This is a genomic window from Neoaquamicrobium microcysteis (assembly GCF_008180155.1).
Lineage (GTDB): Bacteria > Pseudomonadota > Alphaproteobacteria > Rhizobiales > Rhizobiaceae > Aerobium > Aerobium microcysteis.
In genome coordinates this window covers 271480-291452 of the sequence record NZ_VSZS01000068.1, presented here as the reverse complement: position 1 = coordinate 291452, position 19973 = coordinate 271480, and the positions used below count along the sequence as shown (strand labels likewise).

21 protein-coding genes are annotated in these 19973 nt (G+C 63.6%); 11 read left to right on the top strand and 10 right to left on the bottom strand.

The window, feature by feature from the left end; translation table 11 throughout:
- The first annotated feature begins 74 nt into the window (after positions 1 to 74).
- The 6 genes from FY036_RS22305 (at position 75) to FY036_RS22280 (ending at position 5792) form a co-directional block, all read left to right on the top strand.
- Entirely contained in the window at positions 75 to 1271 is a 1197-nt protein-coding gene (locus FY036_RS22305; protein WP_148916895.1) for a substrate-binding domain-containing protein, read from the top strand.
- A 108-nt stretch (positions 1272 to 1379) separates the two neighbouring features.
- Complete coding sequence (locus FY036_RS22300; RefSeq protein WP_148916894.1) at positions 1380 to 2144, top strand: ABC transporter ATP-binding protein; 765 nt, start codon at positions 1380 to 1382, stop codon at positions 2142 to 2144.
- A complete protein-coding gene (locus FY036_RS22295) occupies positions 2141 to 2860 on the top strand; it encodes an ABC transporter ATP-binding protein (RefSeq protein WP_148916893.1) in 720 nt (239 codons plus the stop codon). The genes FY036_RS22300 and FY036_RS22295 overlap by 4 nt, the downstream gene beginning before the upstream one ends.
- Position 2861: 1 nt before the next feature.
- Complete coding sequence (locus FY036_RS22290) at positions 2862 to 3860, top strand: branched-chain amino acid ABC transporter permease (protein ID WP_148916892.1); 999 nt, start codon at positions 2862 to 2864, stop codon at positions 3858 to 3860.
- A 4-nt stretch (positions 3861 to 3864) separates the two neighbouring features.
- The gene (locus FY036_RS22285; protein ID WP_148916891.1) at positions 3865 to 4956 is read left to right on the top strand and encodes a branched-chain amino acid ABC transporter permease; all 1092 of its coding nucleotides are present in this window, start codon (positions 3865 to 3867) and stop codon (positions 4954 to 4956) included.
- Positions 4953 to 5792 (top strand): alpha/beta fold hydrolase, encoded by an 840-nt coding sequence (locus FY036_RS22280; protein WP_148916890.1) that lies wholly within the window; start codon positions 4953 to 4955, stop codon positions 5790 to 5792. The genes FY036_RS22285 and FY036_RS22280 overlap by 4 nt, the downstream gene beginning before the upstream one ends.
- Here the strand turns inward: FY036_RS22280 and FY036_RS22275 are convergent, their stop codons facing one another.
- Positions 5793 to 6242 (bottom strand): baeRF12 domain-containing protein, encoded by a 450-nt coding sequence (locus FY036_RS22275; RefSeq protein ID WP_148916889.1) that lies wholly within the window; start codon positions 6240 to 6242, stop codon positions 5793 to 5795. It abuts the gene before it with no gap.
- A 203-nt stretch (positions 6243 to 6445) separates the two neighbouring features.
- Between FY036_RS22275 and cysG the strand changes: the two genes are divergently transcribed.
- From cysG to FY036_RS22250, 5 genes are read left to right on the top strand one after another with little or no spacing between them, the layout of a single operon-like run.
- Complete coding sequence (cysG, locus tag FY036_RS22270; RefSeq protein ID WP_148916888.1) at positions 6446 to 7885, top strand: siroheme synthase CysG; 1440 nt, start codon at positions 6446 to 6448, stop codon at positions 7883 to 7885.
- A gap of 12 nt (positions 7886 to 7897) precedes the next feature.
- Positions 7898 to 8206 carry a DUF2849 domain-containing protein gene (locus tag FY036_RS22265; protein ID WP_148916887.1) on the top strand — a complete coding sequence of 103 codons (309 nt, stop codon included), beginning with the start codon at positions 7898 to 7900 and terminating at the stop codon, positions 8204 to 8206.
- 31 nt (positions 8207 to 8237) lie between these two features.
- Positions 8238 to 9908 carry a nitrite/sulfite reductase gene (locus FY036_RS22260; protein ID WP_148916886.1) on the top strand — a complete coding sequence of 557 codons (1671 nt, stop codon included), beginning with the start codon at positions 8238 to 8240 and terminating at the stop codon, positions 9906 to 9908.
- The gene (locus FY036_RS22255; RefSeq protein WP_148916885.1) at positions 9883 to 10638 is read left to right on the top strand and encodes a phosphoadenylyl-sulfate reductase; all 756 of its coding nucleotides are present in this window, start codon (positions 9883 to 9885) and stop codon (positions 10636 to 10638) included. Before FY036_RS22260 ends, FY036_RS22255 begins: the two co-directional genes overlap by 26 nt.
- 9 nt (positions 10639 to 10647) lie before the next feature.
- Positions 10648 to 11181 carry a DUF934 domain-containing protein gene (locus FY036_RS22250; RefSeq protein WP_148916884.1) on the top strand — a complete coding sequence of 178 codons (534 nt, stop codon included), beginning with the start codon at positions 10648 to 10650 and terminating at the stop codon, positions 11179 to 11181.
- Positions 11182 to 11552: 371 nt separating this feature from the next.
- Here FY036_RS22250 and FY036_RS22245 read toward each other — a convergent pair whose 3' ends face one another.
- The 9 genes from FY036_RS22245 to FY036_RS22205 all read right to left on the bottom strand — a co-directional run bounded on the left by FY036_RS22245 (position 11553) and on the right by FY036_RS22205 (position 19946).
- Entirely contained in the window at positions 11553 to 12692 is a 1140-nt protein-coding gene (locus tag FY036_RS22245) for an acyl-CoA dehydrogenase family protein (RefSeq protein ID WP_201744838.1), read from the bottom strand.
- Between the two features lie 49 nt (positions 12693 to 12741).
- Positions 12742 to 14037, bottom strand: a complete 1296-nt coding sequence (locus tag FY036_RS22240) for a TRAP transporter large permease (RefSeq protein WP_148916883.1) — start codon at positions 14035 to 14037, stop codon at positions 12742 to 12744.
- Positions 14034 to 14537 carry a TRAP transporter small permease gene (locus FY036_RS22235; protein ID WP_148916882.1) on the bottom strand — a complete coding sequence of 168 codons (504 nt, stop codon included), beginning with the start codon at positions 14535 to 14537 and terminating at the stop codon, positions 14034 to 14036. Before FY036_RS22235 ends, FY036_RS22240 begins: the two co-directional genes overlap by 4 nt.
- A 123-nt stretch (positions 14538 to 14660) precedes the next feature.
- A complete protein-coding gene (locus FY036_RS22230) occupies positions 14661 to 15659 on the bottom strand; it encodes a sialic acid TRAP transporter substrate-binding protein SiaP (RefSeq protein ID WP_148916881.1) in 999 nt (332 codons plus the stop codon).
- A 109-nt stretch (positions 15660 to 15768) separates the two neighbouring features.
- On the bottom strand, positions 15769 to 16425 hold the full coding sequence (locus tag FY036_RS22225; RefSeq protein WP_148917153.1) for a GntR family transcriptional regulator: 657 nt from the start codon (positions 16423 to 16425) through the stop codon (positions 15769 to 15771).
- Between the two features lie 9 nt (positions 16426 to 16434).
- Positions 16435 to 17316, bottom strand: a complete 882-nt coding sequence (locus FY036_RS22220) for a dihydrodipicolinate synthase family protein (RefSeq protein ID WP_148916880.1) — start codon at positions 17314 to 17316, stop codon at positions 16435 to 16437.
- A 173-nt stretch (positions 17317 to 17489) separates the two neighbouring features.
- Positions 17490 to 18548, bottom strand: coding sequence for a 4-oxalomesaconate tautomerase (locus tag FY036_RS22215; protein ID WP_148916879.1), 1059 nt, complete (start codon positions 18546 to 18548; stop codon positions 17490 to 17492).
- Positions 18541 to 19215, bottom strand: coding sequence for a 4-carboxy-4-hydroxy-2-oxoadipate aldolase/oxaloacetate decarboxylase (locus FY036_RS22210; RefSeq protein WP_148916878.1), 675 nt, complete (start codon positions 19213 to 19215; stop codon positions 18541 to 18543). Before FY036_RS22210 ends, FY036_RS22215 begins: the two co-directional genes overlap by 8 nt.
- Entirely contained in the window at positions 19215 to 19946 is a 732-nt protein-coding gene (locus tag FY036_RS22205) for a PIG-L deacetylase family protein (RefSeq protein WP_148916877.1), read from the bottom strand. Before FY036_RS22205 ends, FY036_RS22210 begins: the two co-directional genes overlap by 1 nt.
- Positions 19947 to 19973 lie beyond the last annotated feature (27 nt).

Sequence of the window (19973 nt, the reverse complement as noted above, 5' to 3'; positions counted from 1 at the left end):
CCGTTGCGGATAATAGCCACCAGACTGCACCGCGCCAATCGGACGCGTTCGTCTTACTCTGGGAGGAGCACATCATGAAGATGCTTTTTGCCGCGCTGGCCGCGGCCACCGCTTTGTCTGGCACACAGGCCCTTGCGCAGGATGATCCGGTCAAGATCGCCCTGCTGCACGGACTGTCGGGGTCACCGCTCGAAGCCTATTCCAAGCAGACCCATGCCGGCTTCCAGCTCGGCCTCGAATATGCCACCGACGGCACGATGGAGGTCAAGGGCCGCAAGATAGAGGTCATCGTCAAGGATACCCAGTTCAAGCCGGACGTTGCGCGCGCACTGCTGGCCGAAGCCTATGGCGACGACGACGCATTGATCGCGGTGGGCGACACCTCGTCGGGCGTGGCCATGGCCCTGCTGCCGATAGCCGAGGAATACGAGAAGATCCTGCTGGTCGAGCCGGCGGTTGCCGACAGCCTGACAGGGCCTGACTCCAACCGCTACGTCTTCAAGACCTCGCGAAATTCGTCGATGGACATGCAGGCGCAGGCACTGGCTCTTCAGCCGGACGAAAACCTCCATGTCGCCACGCTGGCGCAGGACTACGCATTCGGTCGCGACGGCATCGCCGCGTTCAAGGCGGCACTCGACGGCACGGGCGCGAATATCGTGGCCGAAGAATATGTGCCGCAGCAGACGACCGACTTCACGGCCACCATCGAGCGGCTCTTCAATGCGCTGCGCGACAAGGAAGGCCGCAAGGTCATCTTCATGAACGTAGCCGGCATCGATGCGATGACCCCGCTCGCCGCTGCCAATCCCGGGCGCTACGACATCGAGCTTTCGTCCGGCGGCAACATCCTGCCGGCCCTCGTCGCCTACAAGCAGGTGCCGGGCATGGAAGGCGCGATGTACTACTACTACGAGGCGCCAGACAATCCGGTGAACGACTGGCTGGTCGAGCAGCATCAGGAGCGCTTCGGTTCGCCCCCGGACTTCTTTACTGCTGGTGGCATGGCATCTGCCATGGCGATCGTCACCGCGCTCCAGAAGGCCGAGGAGTGGGACACCGAAACCCTCATCGCCACGATGGAAGGCATGACCTTCGAGACTCCGAAGGGCGAGATGACCTTCCGCCCCGAGGATCATCAGGCCCTGCAGTCCATGTACCACTTCAAGATCAAGGTGGAGGACGGCGTCGACTGGGCGGTTCCCGAACTCGTTCGCGAGATCAAGGCCGACGAGATGGACATCCCGCTCGGCCGGAACAATCAGGAGTAGCGCGGTTCGCATAGTCCCCGGCGCTGGTCGCCGGGGACGCAACACACCCCACGGCATCGCACGAAGCGCGAAGCCGTGGGTGCTTCTTCCATCTGGGCTACGAGAACATTGACCCCCTCCCTGCGCACCGAGAACCTGACGATCCGCTTCGGCGGCCATGCGGCAGTCAACGACGTGAGCTGCGCGTTTCGTCCCGGCGAGCTGACGGTGATTGTCGGGCCGAACGGGGCGGGCAAGACGACTTGGTTCAACCTCGTCTCAGGTCAGCTGAAGCCGACCGAGGGTCGCATCTTCAAGGGCGAGAACGACATAACCGGCCTGTCGCCTTCCGCGCGGGCGAAAGCCGGTATCGGGCGAGCGTTTCAGTTGACCAATCTGTTCCCCAAGCTCTCGGTGCTGGAGAATGTGCGTCTTGTGGTACAGGCCAGGGCAGGGCAGGGGCCGCGCATCTTCACGCGCGCGTCGTCGATGACCGATATTCGCGACAAGGCCTACGGCTTCGTGGAAGCGACAAGGCTCGCCTCCGTCGCGCATCTGCCGGCTGCTGCCCTGCCTCACGGCGACCAGCGCAAGCTGGAAGTGGCGCTGCTGGCGGCGATGGAGCCCGACATCTTCATGTTCGATGAGCCGACGGCCGGCATGTCGGTAGACGAGGCGCCCGCCATTCTGGAATTGATCGCCGAGATCAAGAAGGACACGTCGAAGACGGTTCTTCTGGTCGAGCACAAGATGGACGTGGTGCGCGCGCTGGCCGACCGCATCGTCGTTCTGCACAACGGCGAACTGGTGGCCGACGGCAGGCCGGGTGAGGTGATGGCGCTGCCCATCGTGCGCGAGATTTATCTCGGCGTCGGCGCGGAGGAGGTGGCATGAGCAACGCGATCCTGCGCCTGGACGACGTCTACACCGACATCGCGCAATACCATGTGCTGCACGGCATATCGCTCGACGTGCCAGAGGGCGGCGTGCACGTTCTTCTGGGTCGCAACGGCGCGGGCAAGACGACGACGCTGCGCACGATCATGGGGCTGTGGCGCGCGCGCAAGGGCGCGATCGTGTTTCGTCATCACGACATCACGGCAATGAAGACCCCCGACATTGCCCGGCTGGGCGTGGCTTTCGTGCCGGAGAACATGGGCATCTTCGGCGGCCTGACCGTCGAGGAGAACATGCGGCTGGCGGCCGCGCATGGCCGCTTCGACGACCAGCGTCTGCAACGCATCTTCGCGCTGTTTCCGGCGATGGAGAAGTTCTGGGACCGGCAGGCGCACGCGCTGTCGGGCGGGCAGAAGCAGATGCTGGCAATCTCTCGCGCCATTATCGAGAAGCGCGACCTCATCCTCATCGACGAACCCACCAAGGGCCTGGCGCCCGCGATCATCCGCGCGATGATCGACGCGTTCCGCGAGATCGCGCAGGAGACGACCATCCTGCTCGTGGAGCAGAACTTCCACTTTGCCCGTGCGCTCGGCGAGACGGTGGCGGTGATCGACGACGGCCGCATCGTCCATCGCGGGTCGATGGCCGAACTGGCCGGTGACGAGGCGCTGCAGAACCGGTTCCTCAGCCTCTCGATGGAGGCGCACTGATATGACGAAGACGATTTCAGACACGTTCGAGCGCTTCGGCGGTGTGTTCCTTCTCCCGGTTATCCTCGGCCTCGTCGCCTTCCTGCTGATCGGGCGGCCGTCGACATGGGTGACGCTTACAGTCGCGGGCCTCGCGATGGGTATGATGATCTTCCTGATGGCGTCCGGACTGTCGCTGATTTTCGGGCTGATGGATGTGCTGAATTTCGGCCACTCGGCCTTCGTCTCGTTCGGCGCATTCATCGCGGCGAGCGTGCTGGCCTCGCTCGGCGTCTGGGTGACCGGCGGGAGCGCGGCCATGAACATCCTGGCGCTGATGGCGGCCATCGCGGCAGCCACCGCCTTCGGCGCACTCGCGGGCTGGGCGTTCGAGCGCATCATCGTCAAGCCGGTCTACAAGGACCATCTGCGGCAGATACTCATTACCATGGGCGCGCTGATCGTGGCCGAGGAGATCATCCTCATGGTCTGGGGCGGGTCGCCGCTGCCGGTGCCGCGCCCGGCCGTGCTGACCGGCTCGTTCGTGTTCGGCAACATCTCCATCGAGGTGTATCGCGTCTTCGCCTTTCTGCTGGGGCTCGCAGTCTATATCGCCATGCATTTCGCGCTGAACCGTACGCGGGTTGGTCTCCTGATCCGCGCCGGGGTGGAAAACCGCGAGATGGTTGAGGCACTCGGCTTCCGCATCGACCGGCTGTTCATCGCGGTGTTCATGGCGGGCTCGGCGCTGGCCGCAATGGGCGGGGCCATGTGGGCCGGCTATCAGGGGCTCATCACCCCGGCCATCGGTTCCGAGATGATGATCCTCGTCTTCATCGTCGTCATCATCGGCGGGCTGGGCTCCATCGAAGGGTCGCTGCTCGGCGCGATTCTCGTCGGGTTGATGGCCAACTACGTCGCCTTCCTGTTTCCCAAGATGTCGCTGGCCTCGAACATGATCCTGATGATGGCGATCCTGTTGTGGCGGCCCTACGGGCTCAAGCCGGCGGTAAAGGGGTGAACGCATGAGCCTTCTCGTCAACACCTCGCGCCGCGTGCCCGTCGGCAGGCTCGTCGTCTACGGCGTCGTGCTCGTCGTGGGCCTGTGCCTGATGTTCGCGCCATTTCTGTTTCCCGATGTGCGGGCACAGGAGGTGGCGGCGCGCATCTGCGTGTTCATCGTGCTGGTCGCCAGCTATGATCTGCTGATCGGCTATACCGGCATCGTGTCTTTCGCTCACACAATGTTCTTCGGGCTCGGCGCATACGGCACGGCCATCGCGCTGCGCACCATGGGGCCAGGATTCGACGCCATCCTGTTGGGCGGCTCGCTGGGCGTTCTGGCGGCGCTGGTGCTGGCGGTGCTGATCGGCCTTCTCTCCCTGCGCGTCAAGGCGATCTTCTTCGCCATGATAACGTTGGCGGCAGCGTCCGTGATGATGGTGCTGGCAAGCCAGCTTTCGGAATTCACCGGCGGCGAGGACGGGATGACCTATACCATCCCGCGCTTTTTCTCGCCCGCCAACACCCTCGTCGAGGATGCCGATGGCAAGGCGTTGCGCATCTTCGGCGTGGCGTTGAACGGCAGGCTCGCGCTCTACTACTTCGTGTTCCTTTCGTCGCTGTTCCTGTTTCTGGCCATGCTGCGCATCGTCGCCTCGCCGCTGGGCACCGTGCTTGAAGCCATCCGCGAAAACGAGATGCGCGCGGAAGCCATAGGCTATCGCGTCGTGTCCTACCGCACGGCCATATTCTGCATCGCCGCCGTGATCGCCGCGCTTGCTGGCATTCTGCGCGCCGTATGGCTGCGCTACACGGGACCGGACGTCACACTTTCTTTCGACATCATGCTGGATGTCCTGCTGATGGTGGTGATTGGTGGAATGGGCACCATGATGGGCGCGGTCATCGGCGTCGTCATCATGACGTTGGCGCAGTTCTATCTGAAGGATCTGATGGAGGCTGGCGCATCGGCAACCGCCGATATGCCGCTGCTGCCCGACATGCTCAATCCCGATCGGTGGCTGCTCTGGCTCGGCATCGTCTTCATCCTGCTCGTCTACTTCTTCCCGGCGGGCATAGCAGGCACACTGATGGGCAAGGGGGGACACAAATGACGGCATCACGCTCATCATACATCCAGGCCGCGGGCTTCGAGATCCATGTCACCGAGTGGGGCGAGAAGGCAAAGCCGGCGCTGGTGATGTGGCACGGGCTGGCGCGGACGGGTCGCGATTTTGACGAGGCGGCGGAAGCCCTATCCGATACCTATTTCGTGATCTGTCCCGATACGCTTGGGCGCGGCCTTTCGAGCTGGGCGCGCGACTATACGGTGGACTATTCCTACCGGGTCTTCGGCGAGACGGCGATTGGCATCCTCGACCACTACGGCATCGGCGACCTGCGCTGGATCGGCACCTCCATGGGCGGGCTCATCGGGGTGACGCTCGCAGCCGGCGCGCTGCGCGAGCGCATCACCCATCTCGTCATCAACGATATCGGCCCGGATATTCCGGCAGCCGGTGCAGAGCGTATCTCATCCTATGTCGGGACGCCTCCGGTCTACGACACGGTCGGAGAACTGGAAGCGTGGCTGCGGACCAACTACGCGCCCTTCGGCAAGAACACCGAAGCCTTCTGGCGGCGGATGGCCGATACGTCGTCGCGGCGTACCGACGACGGCCGGGTGACGGTGCATTACGATCCAGACATCGTCTCGCAGTTCACGCACCACAAGTCCGACCTCGACGTCTGGGACGCCTATGACGCGATCACTGCGAAGACGCTGCTGATACGGGGCGAAGGCTCCGACGTTCTGGCGGCAGGGGTGGCTGAAGAGATGGTTCGCCGGGGGCCGCGCCCCCGGCTGGAGGTGATGCCCGACTGCGGACATGCTCCCACGCTCGCCAGCGAGTTCGAGATCGCGCTGCTGCGCGACTTTCTCTCGGAGTAGCTACTCCTTAGTCAGGATCTTCTCGATCTCGTCGATGGTGTGATTGGTCAGCGTCTTCGACACTTCGCCGATGACCCGGTCCTCCACCTCCTTGTGCAGTTCCTTGCGCATCTCGCCCATCACGAGAGGCGGAGCCACGATGACCAGCCGCTCGAAATCGCCTCGGTGGGCCGACTTGTAGAGCCGCTCGGCTATTTCCTTTGCGAAGCGCTCCTTCTCGATACGGTGCCAGTCGGTTTCCTGAACGGCGCTCCTGTGGACGCTCGGCCCGTCATTGAATCGGCCGGGCCTGTCGGTCCCCTGATCGTGCGTTGGAGGGTTCTCCTCCTTCATTTCGCGAAAGACTTCGAGGTTAGGATATTTTTCGTCGCCCTCGTTCCTCAGGAACAACGCCTTCTCGCCATCGGCAACCACCACCCACACATCGTGCTTCAACTTCATACCCGGCATTTTCTGCTCCTTTTCGAGGTTGTTACCGCCTGGTTTCCCAACGCGGGCCAACACTCTCATGTTCCGTCCCCGCGACGCATGATGGACATCAGGAGCATGGAATTGCCGACACTCGCCTTGACAGGGAAAACCGATTTCATCGCGTCTGGCATCGCGCGAGACCATTCCTTCAGAAGGCCGGGTCGAGCAGCGAAAATTGCGGCATGGTCGAAAAACCCGAACACGCCAATGCCAAGCTGAACGCCTTCCCCGTCTTCCTGCGGGTCGAGGGACGCGTGGTCGTCGTTGTTGGAGACGGCGACGAAGCGCTTGCGAAGGCGCGGCTTCTGGGACAGTCGGCGGCAACCATCCGCATCGTCTCCGTAAAGCCGGAGGCCGATCTCGCGCGCTGGGTGCGCGACAACGATGCCGAACTGGTGCCCGCCGAGTGGTCTACCGAACATCTTGCAAATGCCGTACTGGTCTTCGCAGCTACGGGCGATGAGGCGCGCGACGCCGCAATCGTCAGCGACGCGCGCAGGGCGGGCGTTGCCGCCAACGCGGTGGACCGTCCCGCCCTTTGCGATTTCTTCACGCCCGCGCTGGTGAACCGCGCTCCCGTGGCCGTCGCGATCGGAACCGAAGGCGCTGGCCCGGTTCTGGCCCAGATGATCCGCGCGCGCATCGACACCATGCTGTCGCCCTCGCTTGGCCCGCTCGCTGCACTCGCTGCCGCATGGCGCGATGCGGCCGAGCGTGTGTTGCCGAGGGGCGCCGCCCGCCGCGCATTCTGGAAGGCATTCTTTTCCGGTGCGCCTGCGCGCGCGGTGGAAGCCGGAGATGCGGCCGGCGCCGAACGCGCCGTATCTGCCCTGCTGGAGGCGGGCGGCAAGGCCGGCGGTCATGTCGCGCTCGTCGGGGCAGGTCCCGGCTCGGAAGATCTCATCACGCTTCGCGCCCATCGGCTGCTCATGGAAGCCGACGTCATCGTTCATGACGCGCTGGTGCCTGACGCGGTGATCGCTCTGGGCCGCCGCGACGCCGAGCGCATCTCGGCCGGCAAGCGCAAGGGTTGCCATTCGAAGACGCAGAAAGAGATCAACGACCTGCTGGTGGAGCTTGGCCGCGCCGGCAAGCGCGTGGTTCGGCTCAAGTCGGGCGACCCGCTCGTGTTCGGGCGCGCTGGTGAGGAAATGGCCGCGCTTCGCGCCGCGGGCATTTCCTACGAGATTGTGCCGGGCGTCACCGCCGCCTTCGCGGCGGCTGCCGATTTCGAACTGCCGCTGACGCTGCGCGGCGTCTCCTCGTCGATGGTATTCACCACCGGCCACGACCTCAAGGGCAAGACGCTACCGGATTGGGCGCAACTCGCCATCGATGGCGCGACCGTGGCCGTCTACATGGGGCGCAGCAATGCGGCCGACGTTGCCGGCCGGCTTGCCGACGCTGGCCTGTCGCCTGATACGGCCGTCGCCGTGGTGGAAAACGCCAGCCTCGGGCACAAGCGCCTGTTCCACGGCACGCTTGCCGACCTGCCTCTCCTGCAGGATCGCAACGATCTCATCGGCCCGGTCATGACGATCATCGGCGACGCGGTTGCCGGCGCCAACTTCGACAAATCCCAACCACTTGCCGCGCGCATCGGCGCGGACGTGGTCATCTGAAGGAGCATCTCCATGAAGATACTGACGGCAAACAGACTGAGGGACGGCGAGGCGGTTTGGCTTGCGGCCGATCATTCCTGGGCTGCTTCCATCGAAGCGGCTGAAATCGCGCGCGACAAGGCCACCGAAGAAAAGCTTGAGCGCGCCGGCAAGGCAGCGCTGCTTAAGAACGAAGTGGTGGATGTGAACCTTATCGACGTGACGGTAGCTGACGGCGAAATCCGCCCGCTGCGCCTGCGCGAGCGCATTCGCGCTGCCGGCCCGACCAATCGCATCGACCTCGGCAAGCAGGCCCGCCCCGAAATCGCAGTCGCCGCCTGATCGGTCCGGCGGCGGACAAGGATAGCCCAGTATGTATCGCTACGACGAATTCGACCATGGCTTTGTTCAGGCCCGCGTCGCAGAGTTTCGCGACCAGGTCGAACGCCGCCTGGCAGGCGAAATTACGGAAGACCAGTTCAAGCCGCTGAGGCTGATGAACGGCGTCTACCTGCAACTTCACGCCTACATGCTGCGCGTCGCGATCCCCTACGGCACGCTGAACGCGCGGCAGATGCGCGTGCTGGCGCATATCGCGAGAAAGTACGACAAGGGCTACGGCCATTTCACCACGCGCCAGAACATCCAGTACAACTGGCCGGCGTTGTCCGACATTCCTGCCATTCTCGACGATCTGGCGAGCGTCGAGATGCACGCACTCCAGACCAGCGGCAACTGCATTCGCAACGTCACGGCCGACCATTTTGCCGGCGCCGCCGCCGACGAGGTTGCCGACCCGCGCCCCTACGCCGAAATCCTGCGCCAGTGGTCGTCGGTTCATCCCGAGTTTTCGTACCTACCGCGCAAGTTCAAGATCGCGGTGACCGGCGCCGAGCGCGACCGCGCCGCCATCCAGGTTCACGACATCGGGCTTCATCTCAAGAAGAACGAGGCGGGCGAACTGGGCTTCGCCGTCTATGTCGGTGGCGGGCAAGGCCGCACGCCGATGATCGCCAAGAAGATACGCGATTTCCTGCCCGAGAAGGATTTGCTCGCCTACTGCACCGCGATCCTGCGGGTCTACAACCTCAACGGACGCCGCGACAACAAGTACAAGGCGCGCATCAAGATACTCGTGCACGAGACGGGCACGGAGGAACTGACCGGCTGGGTTGAGAAGGAGTTCGCAGCACTCAGGGACGGCGAGCTCAAGCTGCCCGACGCGGACATCCGCGCCATCGAGGCCTATTTCGCGCCGCCTTCGCTCCCGGCTCGGCCGGAAGGCGATGCCGTGGTGAAACAGGCGCAGCTCGACAATCGCACCTTTGCAGCATGGCTGCGGCGCAACGTGACGACCCACGTCAATCCCGACTACGCCGCCGTCACGATTTCGCTCAAGGGCATCGGCGAGGCGCCGGGCGATGCGACCGACGCGCAGATGGATGCGGTTGCGGACATCGCGGAAGTCCTCGCGTTCGACGAAATCCGCGTCAGCCACGAGCAGAACCTGATCCTGCCGCATGTAGCGCGCGCCGACCTCAAGGCCGTCTACGACCGGCTGGTCGCCATCGGGCTGGAGACTGCCAATGCCGGCCTCGTCACCGATATCATTGCATGCCCCGGCCTCGACTACTGCGCGCTGGCGAACGCCCGGTCGATCTCGGTAGCCCAGGACATCTCGCTGCGTTTTTCTTCGCAGGAGCGGCAGGAGGAGATCGGCGAACTGAAGCTGAAGATTTCCGGCTGCATCAACGCTTGCGGCCATCACCATGTCGGCCACATCGGCATTCTCGGCGTCGAGAAGAAGGGCGCGGAGCTCTACCAGGTCACGCTGGGCGGTTCGGGCGACGAGAACAGCTCGATCGGCGAGATCGTCGGACGCGGCTTCGGCCCCGAGGAGATCACCGACGCCATCGAGACCGTCGTGGAAACCTATCTAGCCGTGCGCAAAGGCCGCGAGGAGACGTTTCTGGAAGCATACCGGCGGCTGGGGGCCGCCCCGTTCAAGGAGGCCCTCTATGGAAGCGAAGCAAAGGCAGCTTGACGACGACGCACGGGTCGCGCGCGAGACGGCTGCCTCGCTCGAGGCACGTTTCGGCGCCCTGGAGCCGGAGCATGCCATCGCGCTTTCCTGCGGGCGGTTCGAGCCGGGCGAGGTTGCCGTTCTGTCGTCCTTCGGTGCGGATTCGGCCGTGCTTCTGCACATGATCTCGCGCATCGATCCCGCACTGCCGGTGGTCTTTCTGGACACGGGCAAGCATTTCGGCGAGATCATCGACTATCGAGATCGGCTCGTCGCCGATCTGGGTCTCACCGACATTCGTGTCGTGAGGCCGCAAGAAGCGGCTCTTCGGCGGGCGGACCCGACGGGCGATCTTCACAAGTCCGACACCGATGCCTGCTGCGCGGTGCGAAAGGTCGAGCCGATGGCGCGCGGCCTTGCACCGTTCAGGGCATGGTTTACGGGACGCAAGCGCTTCCAGGCCGGCACGCGCGGCGTCATGCCGGTCTTCGAGGCGGTCGGCCCACGTGTCCGCATCAACCCGCTCGCGCGATGGACGACGGCCGATCTGGCGGATTACATGCGCCGCCACGACCTGCGCGAGAACCCACTGGTCGCTTATGGCTACCTGTCCATAGGTTGCTTTCCCTGCACGCAGCCGGCAGCTCCCGGCAGCGACCCGCGCTCGGGCCGCTGGGCCGGGCAGGCCAAGACCGAATGCGGTATCCACCTTGCCGGGGCGGAGCAGTCCCTGGCCGCTTCTTCGCTTTAGGATGGTTCGATGAGCGACACCGACACCCCGACGATGCGCCTCTGGACGCAGGACGGCTTCCGCGAGGATGAGTGGCAGCATGCTGAAAGCGCGGAAGCGCTTGCCGGTAACCGCCGCATCATCCTGCCGCTGGCAGCCTTTCTGGCGCTGGATCATGCCGCGCGCGAGGCGGCAGAAGGGCGCATCGGCGTTCATGTACTGCCCAGCGAGGCGCTGGATGCGCTGGTGCCTCATCTGGCGGTGCTGCCTCTGGTTTCGCTGGCCTTTCCGGCTTTCAACGACGGGCGCAGCTATTCCAAGGCCGAGCTTCTGCGGGGACGCCACGGCTATGGCGGCATCGTACGCGCATCCGGCGATGTGCTGATCGACCAGATACCGCTGATGATCCGCACCGGCTTTTCGGAGTTCGAGGTGACGAACGAGACGGCTCTGCGGCGTCTGGAGGAAGGCCGCGTCGGCGGCATTCCGTTCCACTATCAGCCTGCGGCAACGGCCGGCGAGCAGGGTGCCGCCTACTCGTGGCGTCGGCGGCCAGCCGCCTGACCTTTATCGCCTTCGGGGTTGCATAAAGCCCGCAGCGGTCTATATCGGGTACATCTTCTGGCGCCCGCAGGATTCGGGATAGCTCGTCCATCACCTTTCGTGACCCTGGCGCCGCTTCGCAGGATCGCAGATGCGATCCGCTTCCATGTCCATCATGTCCAGAACATGCCGGGCGAACCCGTAGAATGTCAGGAAACCAATTGCAGGTCATCGTACGCGACAACAATGTCGATCAGGCCCTCCGGGTCCTCAAACATGAAGTGAACAACACGGTAAAATTTTACTTAAATTGAATTTACTGTGGGAACCGGTCGCCCAAGGCCTGTCTCCCCGAAAGCGGATCGCGACCCGAAAGTAGATTGCGACGCGCTTTAACCTTCCTGCGCCAGCGCGCGCGCAATGACCAGCCTCTGGATGTCGCTGGTGCCCTCGTAAATCTGGCAAACGCGTACGTCGCGATAGATGCGTTCGACTGGGAAGTCGGCGACATAGCCATAGCCGCCATGTATCTGGATCGCGTCTGAACACACGCGCTCCGCCATCTCCGATGCAAAAAGCTTGGCCATAGAGGCCTCCTTGAGCGCCGGCTTGCCCGCTTCGCGCAGCAAGGCTGCGTGCAGTACCATCTGACGAGCAACCTCGATCTTCGTTGCCATGTCGGCCAGCCGGAAGGCTACCGCCTGATGCTCCATCAGCTTGACGCCGAAGGTCTCGCGATCCTGAGCATAGGCCAGCGCGGCATCGAGCGCGGCCCGCGCCATGCCAACCGATTGCGCAGCGATGCCGACGCGTCCGCCTTCCAGATTGGCGAGCGCTATCCTGTAGCCTTGGCCTTCCTCGCCCAGCAGCAGGTCGGGCGTCAGTTCCATGTCCTCGAACACGATCTGTGCCGTGTCCGACAGATTCTGACCGAGCTTGTTTTCCAGGCTGGCAACCCGAAAACCGGGCGTCGATGTCGGCACGATGAACGCGCTTATGCCGCGCTTGCCGGCATCCGGGTCGGTTACGGCGAAGACGATGGCGACATCGGCATTCTTGCCTGAGGTAATGAACTGCTTGGTGCCGCTCAATATGTAGCGGTTGCCGTCCTTGCGCGCACGCGTCCGGATGGCCGAGGCATCCGAGCCGGTATGCGGCTCCGTGAGGCAGAACGCGCCAAGCCATTCACCGCGCGCCATCGGCTTGAGGAAGCGCTGCTTCTGTTCCTCGCTGCCGAATGCGAGGATGGGCCCGCAACCGACCGAATTGTGCACGCTCATCACCGTGGAAAGCGCGCCGTCGCCGGCTGCAATTTCCTCTATGGCAAGAGCGTAGGCGATGTAGTCCGTTTTCGACCCGTCATATTCTTCGGGTACCAGCATGCCCATGAGCCCGAGTTCGCCCATCTCGGCGATGCGTTCGCGCGGAAACGTCTTGGTGCGATCCCATCCTGCGGCAAAGGGTTTGAGGCGTTCCTGCGCAAAGCGCCGCGCCATGTCGCGCACCATCGTCTGTTCTTCGTTGAGCAGCATGAGCCTGCCTCCCTCTCCGATTTCGCGTTGGGGCTTCCCGGCGCGGACTTCAGCCCAGATAGCCGAACTGCTGCGGCAGGAACAGCACCACACCGGGAAACAGGATCATGATGAGCAGAGCGACGACAAGCGCGGCCAGGAAAGGCCAAATTTCAGCAATGATCTCGCGAAGCGGGATATCGGTGACGGCGTTGATGACGAAGAGCAGTATGCCATAGGGCGGCGTAATAAGCCCGATCATACAGTTGACCACCGCCACGACGCCGAAATGCACGAGGTCGATGCCAAGCTCGCGGCAAGTCGGCAGGAAGAGCGGGATGATGACGAGAATGATCGTCGTGGCGTCCAGCACGCAGCCCAGCAACAAAAGAAGAAGGTTCACACCCAGCAGGAAGACCAGCGGGTGTACGTCTAGCCCGACCAGTGCGCCCGCAACCTGATTGGGAATATTCTCCGATGCCACGACATAGTTGAGTATGAGCGCACCGCCGATGACGAGGCCCACCGCCGCAGACGACCGCGCGCTTTCGGCGAAGATCGAGTAAAGCGTCCGCCACGACAGCGCACGGTAGAACAAGCCCGCCAGCAATAGCGCGTAGGCGGCCGCGACGGCTGCGGCCTCGGTCGGCGTCGTAACGCCGCCATAGATGCCGTAGAGCAGGATCGCTGGCATCAGCAGGGCAGGGAAGGCGTTCAGTGTGTAGCCGGGCAATTCGCGCAACGGTACGGGCTGTTCAAGCGCAAAGCCGCGTCGTGCCGACAGCCAATGGTTCATCGCCATCAGAACGACGCCCATCAACAAGCCCGGCAGGATGCCGCCGAGGAACAGGTAGCCGATCGAGGTGTTGGAAACTAGCGCGTAGAGCACCATGGGAATCGACGGCGGGATGATCGGCCCGATGGTGGCTGATGCTGCCGTCACGGCTGCCGCATAGCCGCGCGCATAGCGGCCTCCCTTGGTCATAATGCCGATGATGATCTTGCCGATACCGGCGGCATCGGCCACTGCGGAACCGGACATGCCGGAAAAGATGAGAGATGCGACGATGTTGACGTGACCGAGCCCGCCGCGGAAACGCCCTACGGCAGCTACGCAGAAGTTGAGCAGGCGTTCCGAGATCGTGCCGGCATTCATGATGTTGGCTGCAACGATAAAGAGCGGCACGGCGAGCAGTATGAAGCTGTCGTAGAGCCCCTGCAGGATTTTTTCGCCCGACAGCGCAAGATCCTGTCCCACGGCCATGAGGTAGACCGTCGATGACAGGATGATCGCGTAGCCGACCGGCGTGCCGATGCCGGCGAGGACGAACAATGTGACGAGGCAAAGCGCGAACTGGAGGCTCATTCGTCAGTGACCTCCAGGTGACGGTGCTCCCGGTCGGCGCCATGGCGCCAGACGAGGTAGAACATGAATGCGTAACGGACGATCACGGCGACCATGAACAGCGCGTAGATGCTGAAGACCGTGCGCATCGGAATCCGCATTGTCGAGCTGCGCTTGATCTTCAGGAAGTCGATATAGTCCCAAGTCGGCAGCAGGGTGACGGCGAAGCCGACGACGATGGCCGCCGCAGCCGTCAGCGCCATGATGCGCCGTATGCCGGACGGCACCGCCAGATAGAGAATGTCGAACGTGACATGATCGCGATGGCGCACGAGGAAGGCGTTGCCCCAGAAAACGATCCATATCCACAGTGTCAGGCAGAGTTCCAGCGTCCAACCTACTGGCATCACCAGCACATAGCGCGCGAAAATCTGCAGGATGAAAGTGAGGAACATGGCGGCGAGCAGCGCCACCGCCACGTTTTCTGCCCGCAAATGCAGCCAGCGTCCTATCGCCTGCATCGGTCCGTCCTCGCTGGGTCTGGGGACGCGGAGCGCAGCCGCTCTGCATCACTGAGGCGCGGCGCAGCCGGGCTCGGCACGGCCTTGCCGCCTAAGCCCGGATGCCGCCTCGGCGCACAGCCGTTAGAGCGCGTTGATCTTCTCGAGCGTGCCTTCCGGCCAGTCCTTGGCGAAATCGGACTCGAGATACTTCTGCTGCACCGTCGTGCGGAACGCGTCGAGGTCGGGCTCGTAGACTTTCAGCCCCTGCTCCTCGAGGAAGGAGACGAGTTCCTCCTCCTTCGCAAGCTGGTTTTGGCGCCCGAACTCGGCCGCGTCATCGGCAGCCTTCTGCACAGCCTGCTGCTGTTCCGGCGTCAGCGCGTCCCACACGCTTTTCGACATGGCAAGATAGTTGAGATCGACGAGGTGGCTGGTCAGCACCACCTGCTTGGTCACCTCGTAGAATTTTGCGTCAACGACGGTCGGCAGCGGGTTGTCCTGCCCGTCAACCGCGCCGGTCTGCAGAGCGGTGTAGATTTCGGTGAAGGCGACTGGTGTCGGGCTGGCACCCAGCGCTTCGCCCAGGAACAGCCAGGCATCGGTGTTCGGCATGCGCAGCTTCACCCCCGCAAGATCGGCCGGCGTACGAACTTCCTTGTCGGTGCGCAGGTTGACCTGCCGGCGGCCGAGATACATGACGGTCAGCAGCTTGACGCCCAGCTCTTCCTCGACCTTCTGCTTGAATGGATCCATCAGCGGATCGTTGAAGACGGCAACCTGATGCGCGGCGTCGCGATGCACGTAACCGGCCGTGAAGATCGAGAACTCGGGAAAGAAGACGGCCAGTTCCTGTGCCGAGGCGATCGACATTTCGAGGTTGCCACGTGCGATGGCCTCCAGCTCGGTGCCCTGGTTGAACAGCGTCGCGTTCCAGTGCGGCTCGAAATTGGCGAACTCGCTGACGGCGGGGCCGAACTTCTCGACGAGGGCTACGGCGCGCTGGTCGGTTTCCGATGCCGGAGTGGAAAGGCGCAGCGTGACCTTGTCCTGCGCAAGCGCTGACTGGCCGAGTGTCGTGATGGCGATGGCCGCAGCGGCAACCGATGCCAGCATTGTCCGGCGATTGAACTTCGTTTTCATGATGAACTCCTCCCGTTGGTTCGTCTTGGTTTGTGCTCATGGCTCGGCACCGAAAGCCTGATCGATACCGAAGGTCCATTTCTGTCCGGCCCTCCCGGCCGGCTTCGCCCTAAATGCCCAGCGCGCGCCTCCTCGCAATGTCGATATGCGCCTCCAGCGCCTGCACCGAACCGGCCTCGTCGCGAGCCACCAGCGCGTCGATGATGCGCATGTGCTCGTCCATGACCGAGGTGACGAGCTCTGGCAACATGCGCGTATCCTGCTGCCTAATCAGCCTGATCTTGATCGAGTTGACCCGGTAGACGCTTGAAATCAGTGCGTTGCCGAGCGTGTCGATCATCTGGTCGTGGAACAGCCAGTCCATCTGCTGCGCGCGTTCAAGCAGGTCCGGCGTAACACCTTCGCTGGCCTCCCGCTTCACAGCCAGATGCTCGTCGCGAAGACGCAGAAGGGTTGTGTCCTCGGCCTTGCGGCAGAACTCGGCCGCAGCCTCGCGCTCGAGGATGAGGCGAAGCTGGAAGGCGTTGCGAATGAGGTCGACATCGACATGCGCGATCTGCATCCCGCGCTGCGGAACCGTCTTGATGAGACCGTCGGCCTCGAGCCGCGGCACCAGCTCCCGGATCGCGCCGAGCGGCATGCCGGTGACCTCAACCAATTCGCGCTGAGAAAGGAACTGGCCGGGACGGATGTCGCGCGAGAACAGACGCTTCTTGAAAGCGTCGTAAGCTTTCTCTCTCAGCGTTGCCGTTTCGCGCACTTCCATCTCCATGGCTTAGGCAGCCTTCCTGCTGGCCAGCGCCGCTGCCATCGCCTTCAGCCGGGTGGCGTCTGCCGCAGGTGTCTGCTCCAGCGGCGCACGCACCCGCATCCATTCGGCGTCGTGCCGCTTGGCGGCAACCAGCGCCTTCACCGCAGGCGTCACGGGCAGACTTACCAGCGCATCCACCAGCTCGTTGAGCGCCTCGTTTTCGTCGCCCGTCCGCACGAGATCGTCAAGCACCAGCGGAAAAAGGTTTGCCATGCCGCTGATCGCTCCCGCCCCGCCAAGCCGTGCTGCCGCCGCAAGGTGGCGCTCGTCGCCCACCAGGATGGCAATGTCCTTCTGCTCTAGGAAAGCCGTCGTCGTGGGCCAGTGGCCGGCGGAATCCTTGATGGCGAATACGGCCTCGCCGAACTCTGCCTTGAGCCGGCGGACGAGGCCGATCGACAGGCCGACGCCGGTGACCTGCGGAATGTGGTAGAGGATCGCGCGCGGCGCCCGATTGCCGATGCGCTCCAGGAACGCCGCAAACCACGCAAACAGACCTTCGTCGCCGACACCCTTGAAATAGAAGGGCGGTGTGACGAGCAACGACCTGATACCCGCATCCAGCGCCGCATCGGCCTGTTCGGCGGCCGTGGCCGACGACGAACTGCCGATCGCTACCGTGATGCGATCCGGTGCAATGCCGGCATCGAGCAGCGCGGCCTGTGCATCTATGCGTTCCCGCGCGCCAAGCGATGGGCCTTCGCCGGTCGTCCCGAACAGCGTCACGCCGGCGCAGCCTTCCTCCAGAAGCGACGCCGCATGGCTCGCCAGCCGAGAGTTGTCTACGGAATGGTCGGGGCGGAAAGGCGTGGTAAGCGCAGCCGAGATGCCGAATGTCTTGTTCATTGCCTTTGGGTCCGCTTCCGGGGCCGACGTTTCTCGGCTCCAACGTAGTGACATGTTAGTAGGTTGTATGTGTGCTTGCAAGTTCGGAATCGCAGTTTCCCCCCATGCTGCCCTGAGAGGCGAGCCACGAATGTTCAATCGATGGAATGCAGTGTCTTTTCGGCGAGTGGCGGCTAGCCGAACACCAAGCCGTCGAACAGCTTGCGCGCCGTGCGCAGGATGGCGGCCGATATCACCGCGCCGCTGTCGTCCATCGTTGCCACGACACTCATCTCGCCTGTCGGATGCTCGATGGAAAGGGTGCGCTGCAAGCCAGAGCCCACGTCTGCAAGTGCCGCCGCCGGGCTGCCCGGCAACAGGCAGGCGGTGGCGACGCTGACAGCTCCCAGCACGCCGATGGACGAATGGCAGCGATGCGGGATGAAGGTGCGTGTCGAGATCGCGCCGCCTTTGCGCGGACTGGCGACGAGCGTCATCTTGGGAACCGATTTCTCCGCCACATCGCCGAGGTTCATCAGCGGTCCGGCCTTGAGCCGGATGGCCTCGACCTTCGCACGCAACGTTTCGTTCGCCTCAAGATCGGAGGGCTCCTCATAGCCGGTTACGCCGAAATCGGCAGCGCGCATCACGACGCAGGGCATGCCGTTGTCGATCATCGTCACCGCGACACCTTCGAGGGTGTCCACGACATTGCCCGTCGGCAGCAGCGCGCCGCACGATGAACCGTCCGTTTCCTTGAACTCGATCGGCACGGCTGATGCGGTCCCGGGCACGCCGTCGATGCGGGCATCGCCCTCGTAGTTCACCTCGCCGCCCGGTGTAGAGATGCGCGCCACCGCTACCTGGCCGGTATTTTCCATGAAGATGCGCACATCGGTGACGCCCTCCTGCGCCGCGACCAGCCTCCGTTCGATTGCGAATGGGCCGACGCCAGCGAGGATGTTGCCGCAGTTCTGCGCATCGGTCACGATGGGCCGGTCCACGAACACCTGAAGGAACAGGTAATCGACATCGACGCCATCGCGCGCCGATTTGGTCACAACCGCCACTTTGGAGGTGAGGGGGTCTGCTCCGCCCATGCCGTCGATCTGCCGCGCGTCGGGAGACCCCATCGCGCGCAGCAGGAAGGTGTTACGTGCAGTGGCGTCGGCAGGCAGATCGTCGGCGAGAAAATATCCGCCCTTCGACGTGCCGCCGCGCATCCACATGCAGCGGACGCCTCCTCTAGACATATTTGAGGCCCTTGGCCGCCAGCTTGTCGCGCATGCCATAGATGTCGAGCCCGGCCTCTCCGGCCATCAGCCGCTGGCGTACTTCGCCTTCCTTCGCCTCGCGGGTGAGGCTTGCCTGCAGTGCCGTGCCGGCCTGCGCACGTGGAACGACGCATACACCGTCATCGTCTGCGACGATCACGTCTCCTGGGTTCACCGCCGCACCGGCACAGACAACGGGTACGTTGACGGAGCCCACCGTCTCCTTCACCGTCCCTTGCGCGAATACCGCCTTCGACCACACCGGAAAGCCAATCTCGGTAAGGTCGCGCACGTCGCGCACGCCGGCTTCGATGATGAGCCCCTTCACGCCGCGCGCCATCAGCGAGCGTGCCAGAAGCTCGCCGAAATATCCGTCCTCACAGGGGCTGGTCGGCGCGACGACGAGAATGTCGCCTTCATGGCACTGCTCAACGGCGACATGGATCATCCAGTTGTCGCCCGGCGCAACCGAAACGGTGACGGCCGAACCTGAGATGCGCGCCCCGGCATAGATCGGCCGCATGTAGGAGCGCATCAGGCCGGTTCGGCCCATCGCCTCGTGCACGGTCGCAACCCCGCACTTGCCGAGCCCGTCAATGGCGGATGGGTCTGCGCGCTCGATGTTCCGAACCACGATCCCGCCCATCACAGTTCATCCACGGTGCGCGGGAAGATCGACTGGAAAGCCTCGGCATATTTCGCTTCCCGGCCGCCAGCCTGCCCGCCCGAATTGCGGCGGAACTGGTTGGCGCGGTTCTGGGCGACGTTGGTGTAGTAGTCCCACAGGTGCTGTTGGCCTTCCATGCACTCGATCGCGGCCTTCTTCTTTTCCCACACATCGGTGATGTCGAGAATGGTGTCCGGCTTCCATGCGCACTGCTCGGTCTGGTGGGGCTCGAAGAGGTACAGCTGAGGCGCCCCCAGCACCTTCTCGCCGGGATTGTGCCCCCACGCCTGCGCGACCATGCGGCATTCCAGCGCCACGCGCGTGGCATAGGGATGGTCGGTATTGTAAGGGTCGTCCAGCGAATGCGAGAGCATGAAATCCGGCTGTACCTTGCGGATCACGTCGACCAGCCGGAACTTCTGTTCACGGTCGAGTTCGAGCGGATAGTCACCGCAGTCGAAAAACTGGATGTCGTGAACGCCGAGCGCCTTTGCTGCGTTTTCGGCTTCCGCGCGCCGGCCGGCCTTGACCTGCTCGAGCGTCATGCCCTCCTGCTTCCACAGTTTGGCGCTTTCGCCGCGCTCGCCATAGGAAAGGCAGACGACTGTGACGTTTACGCCCTTCTGCGCGTGCAACGCTATCGCGCCGCCACAACGCCAGACGAAATCCGCCGAATGCGCGCTGATGACCAGCGCCGTCCTGTCGCTCATCGTGTCCTCCCTCGATGCCGCCTTGAA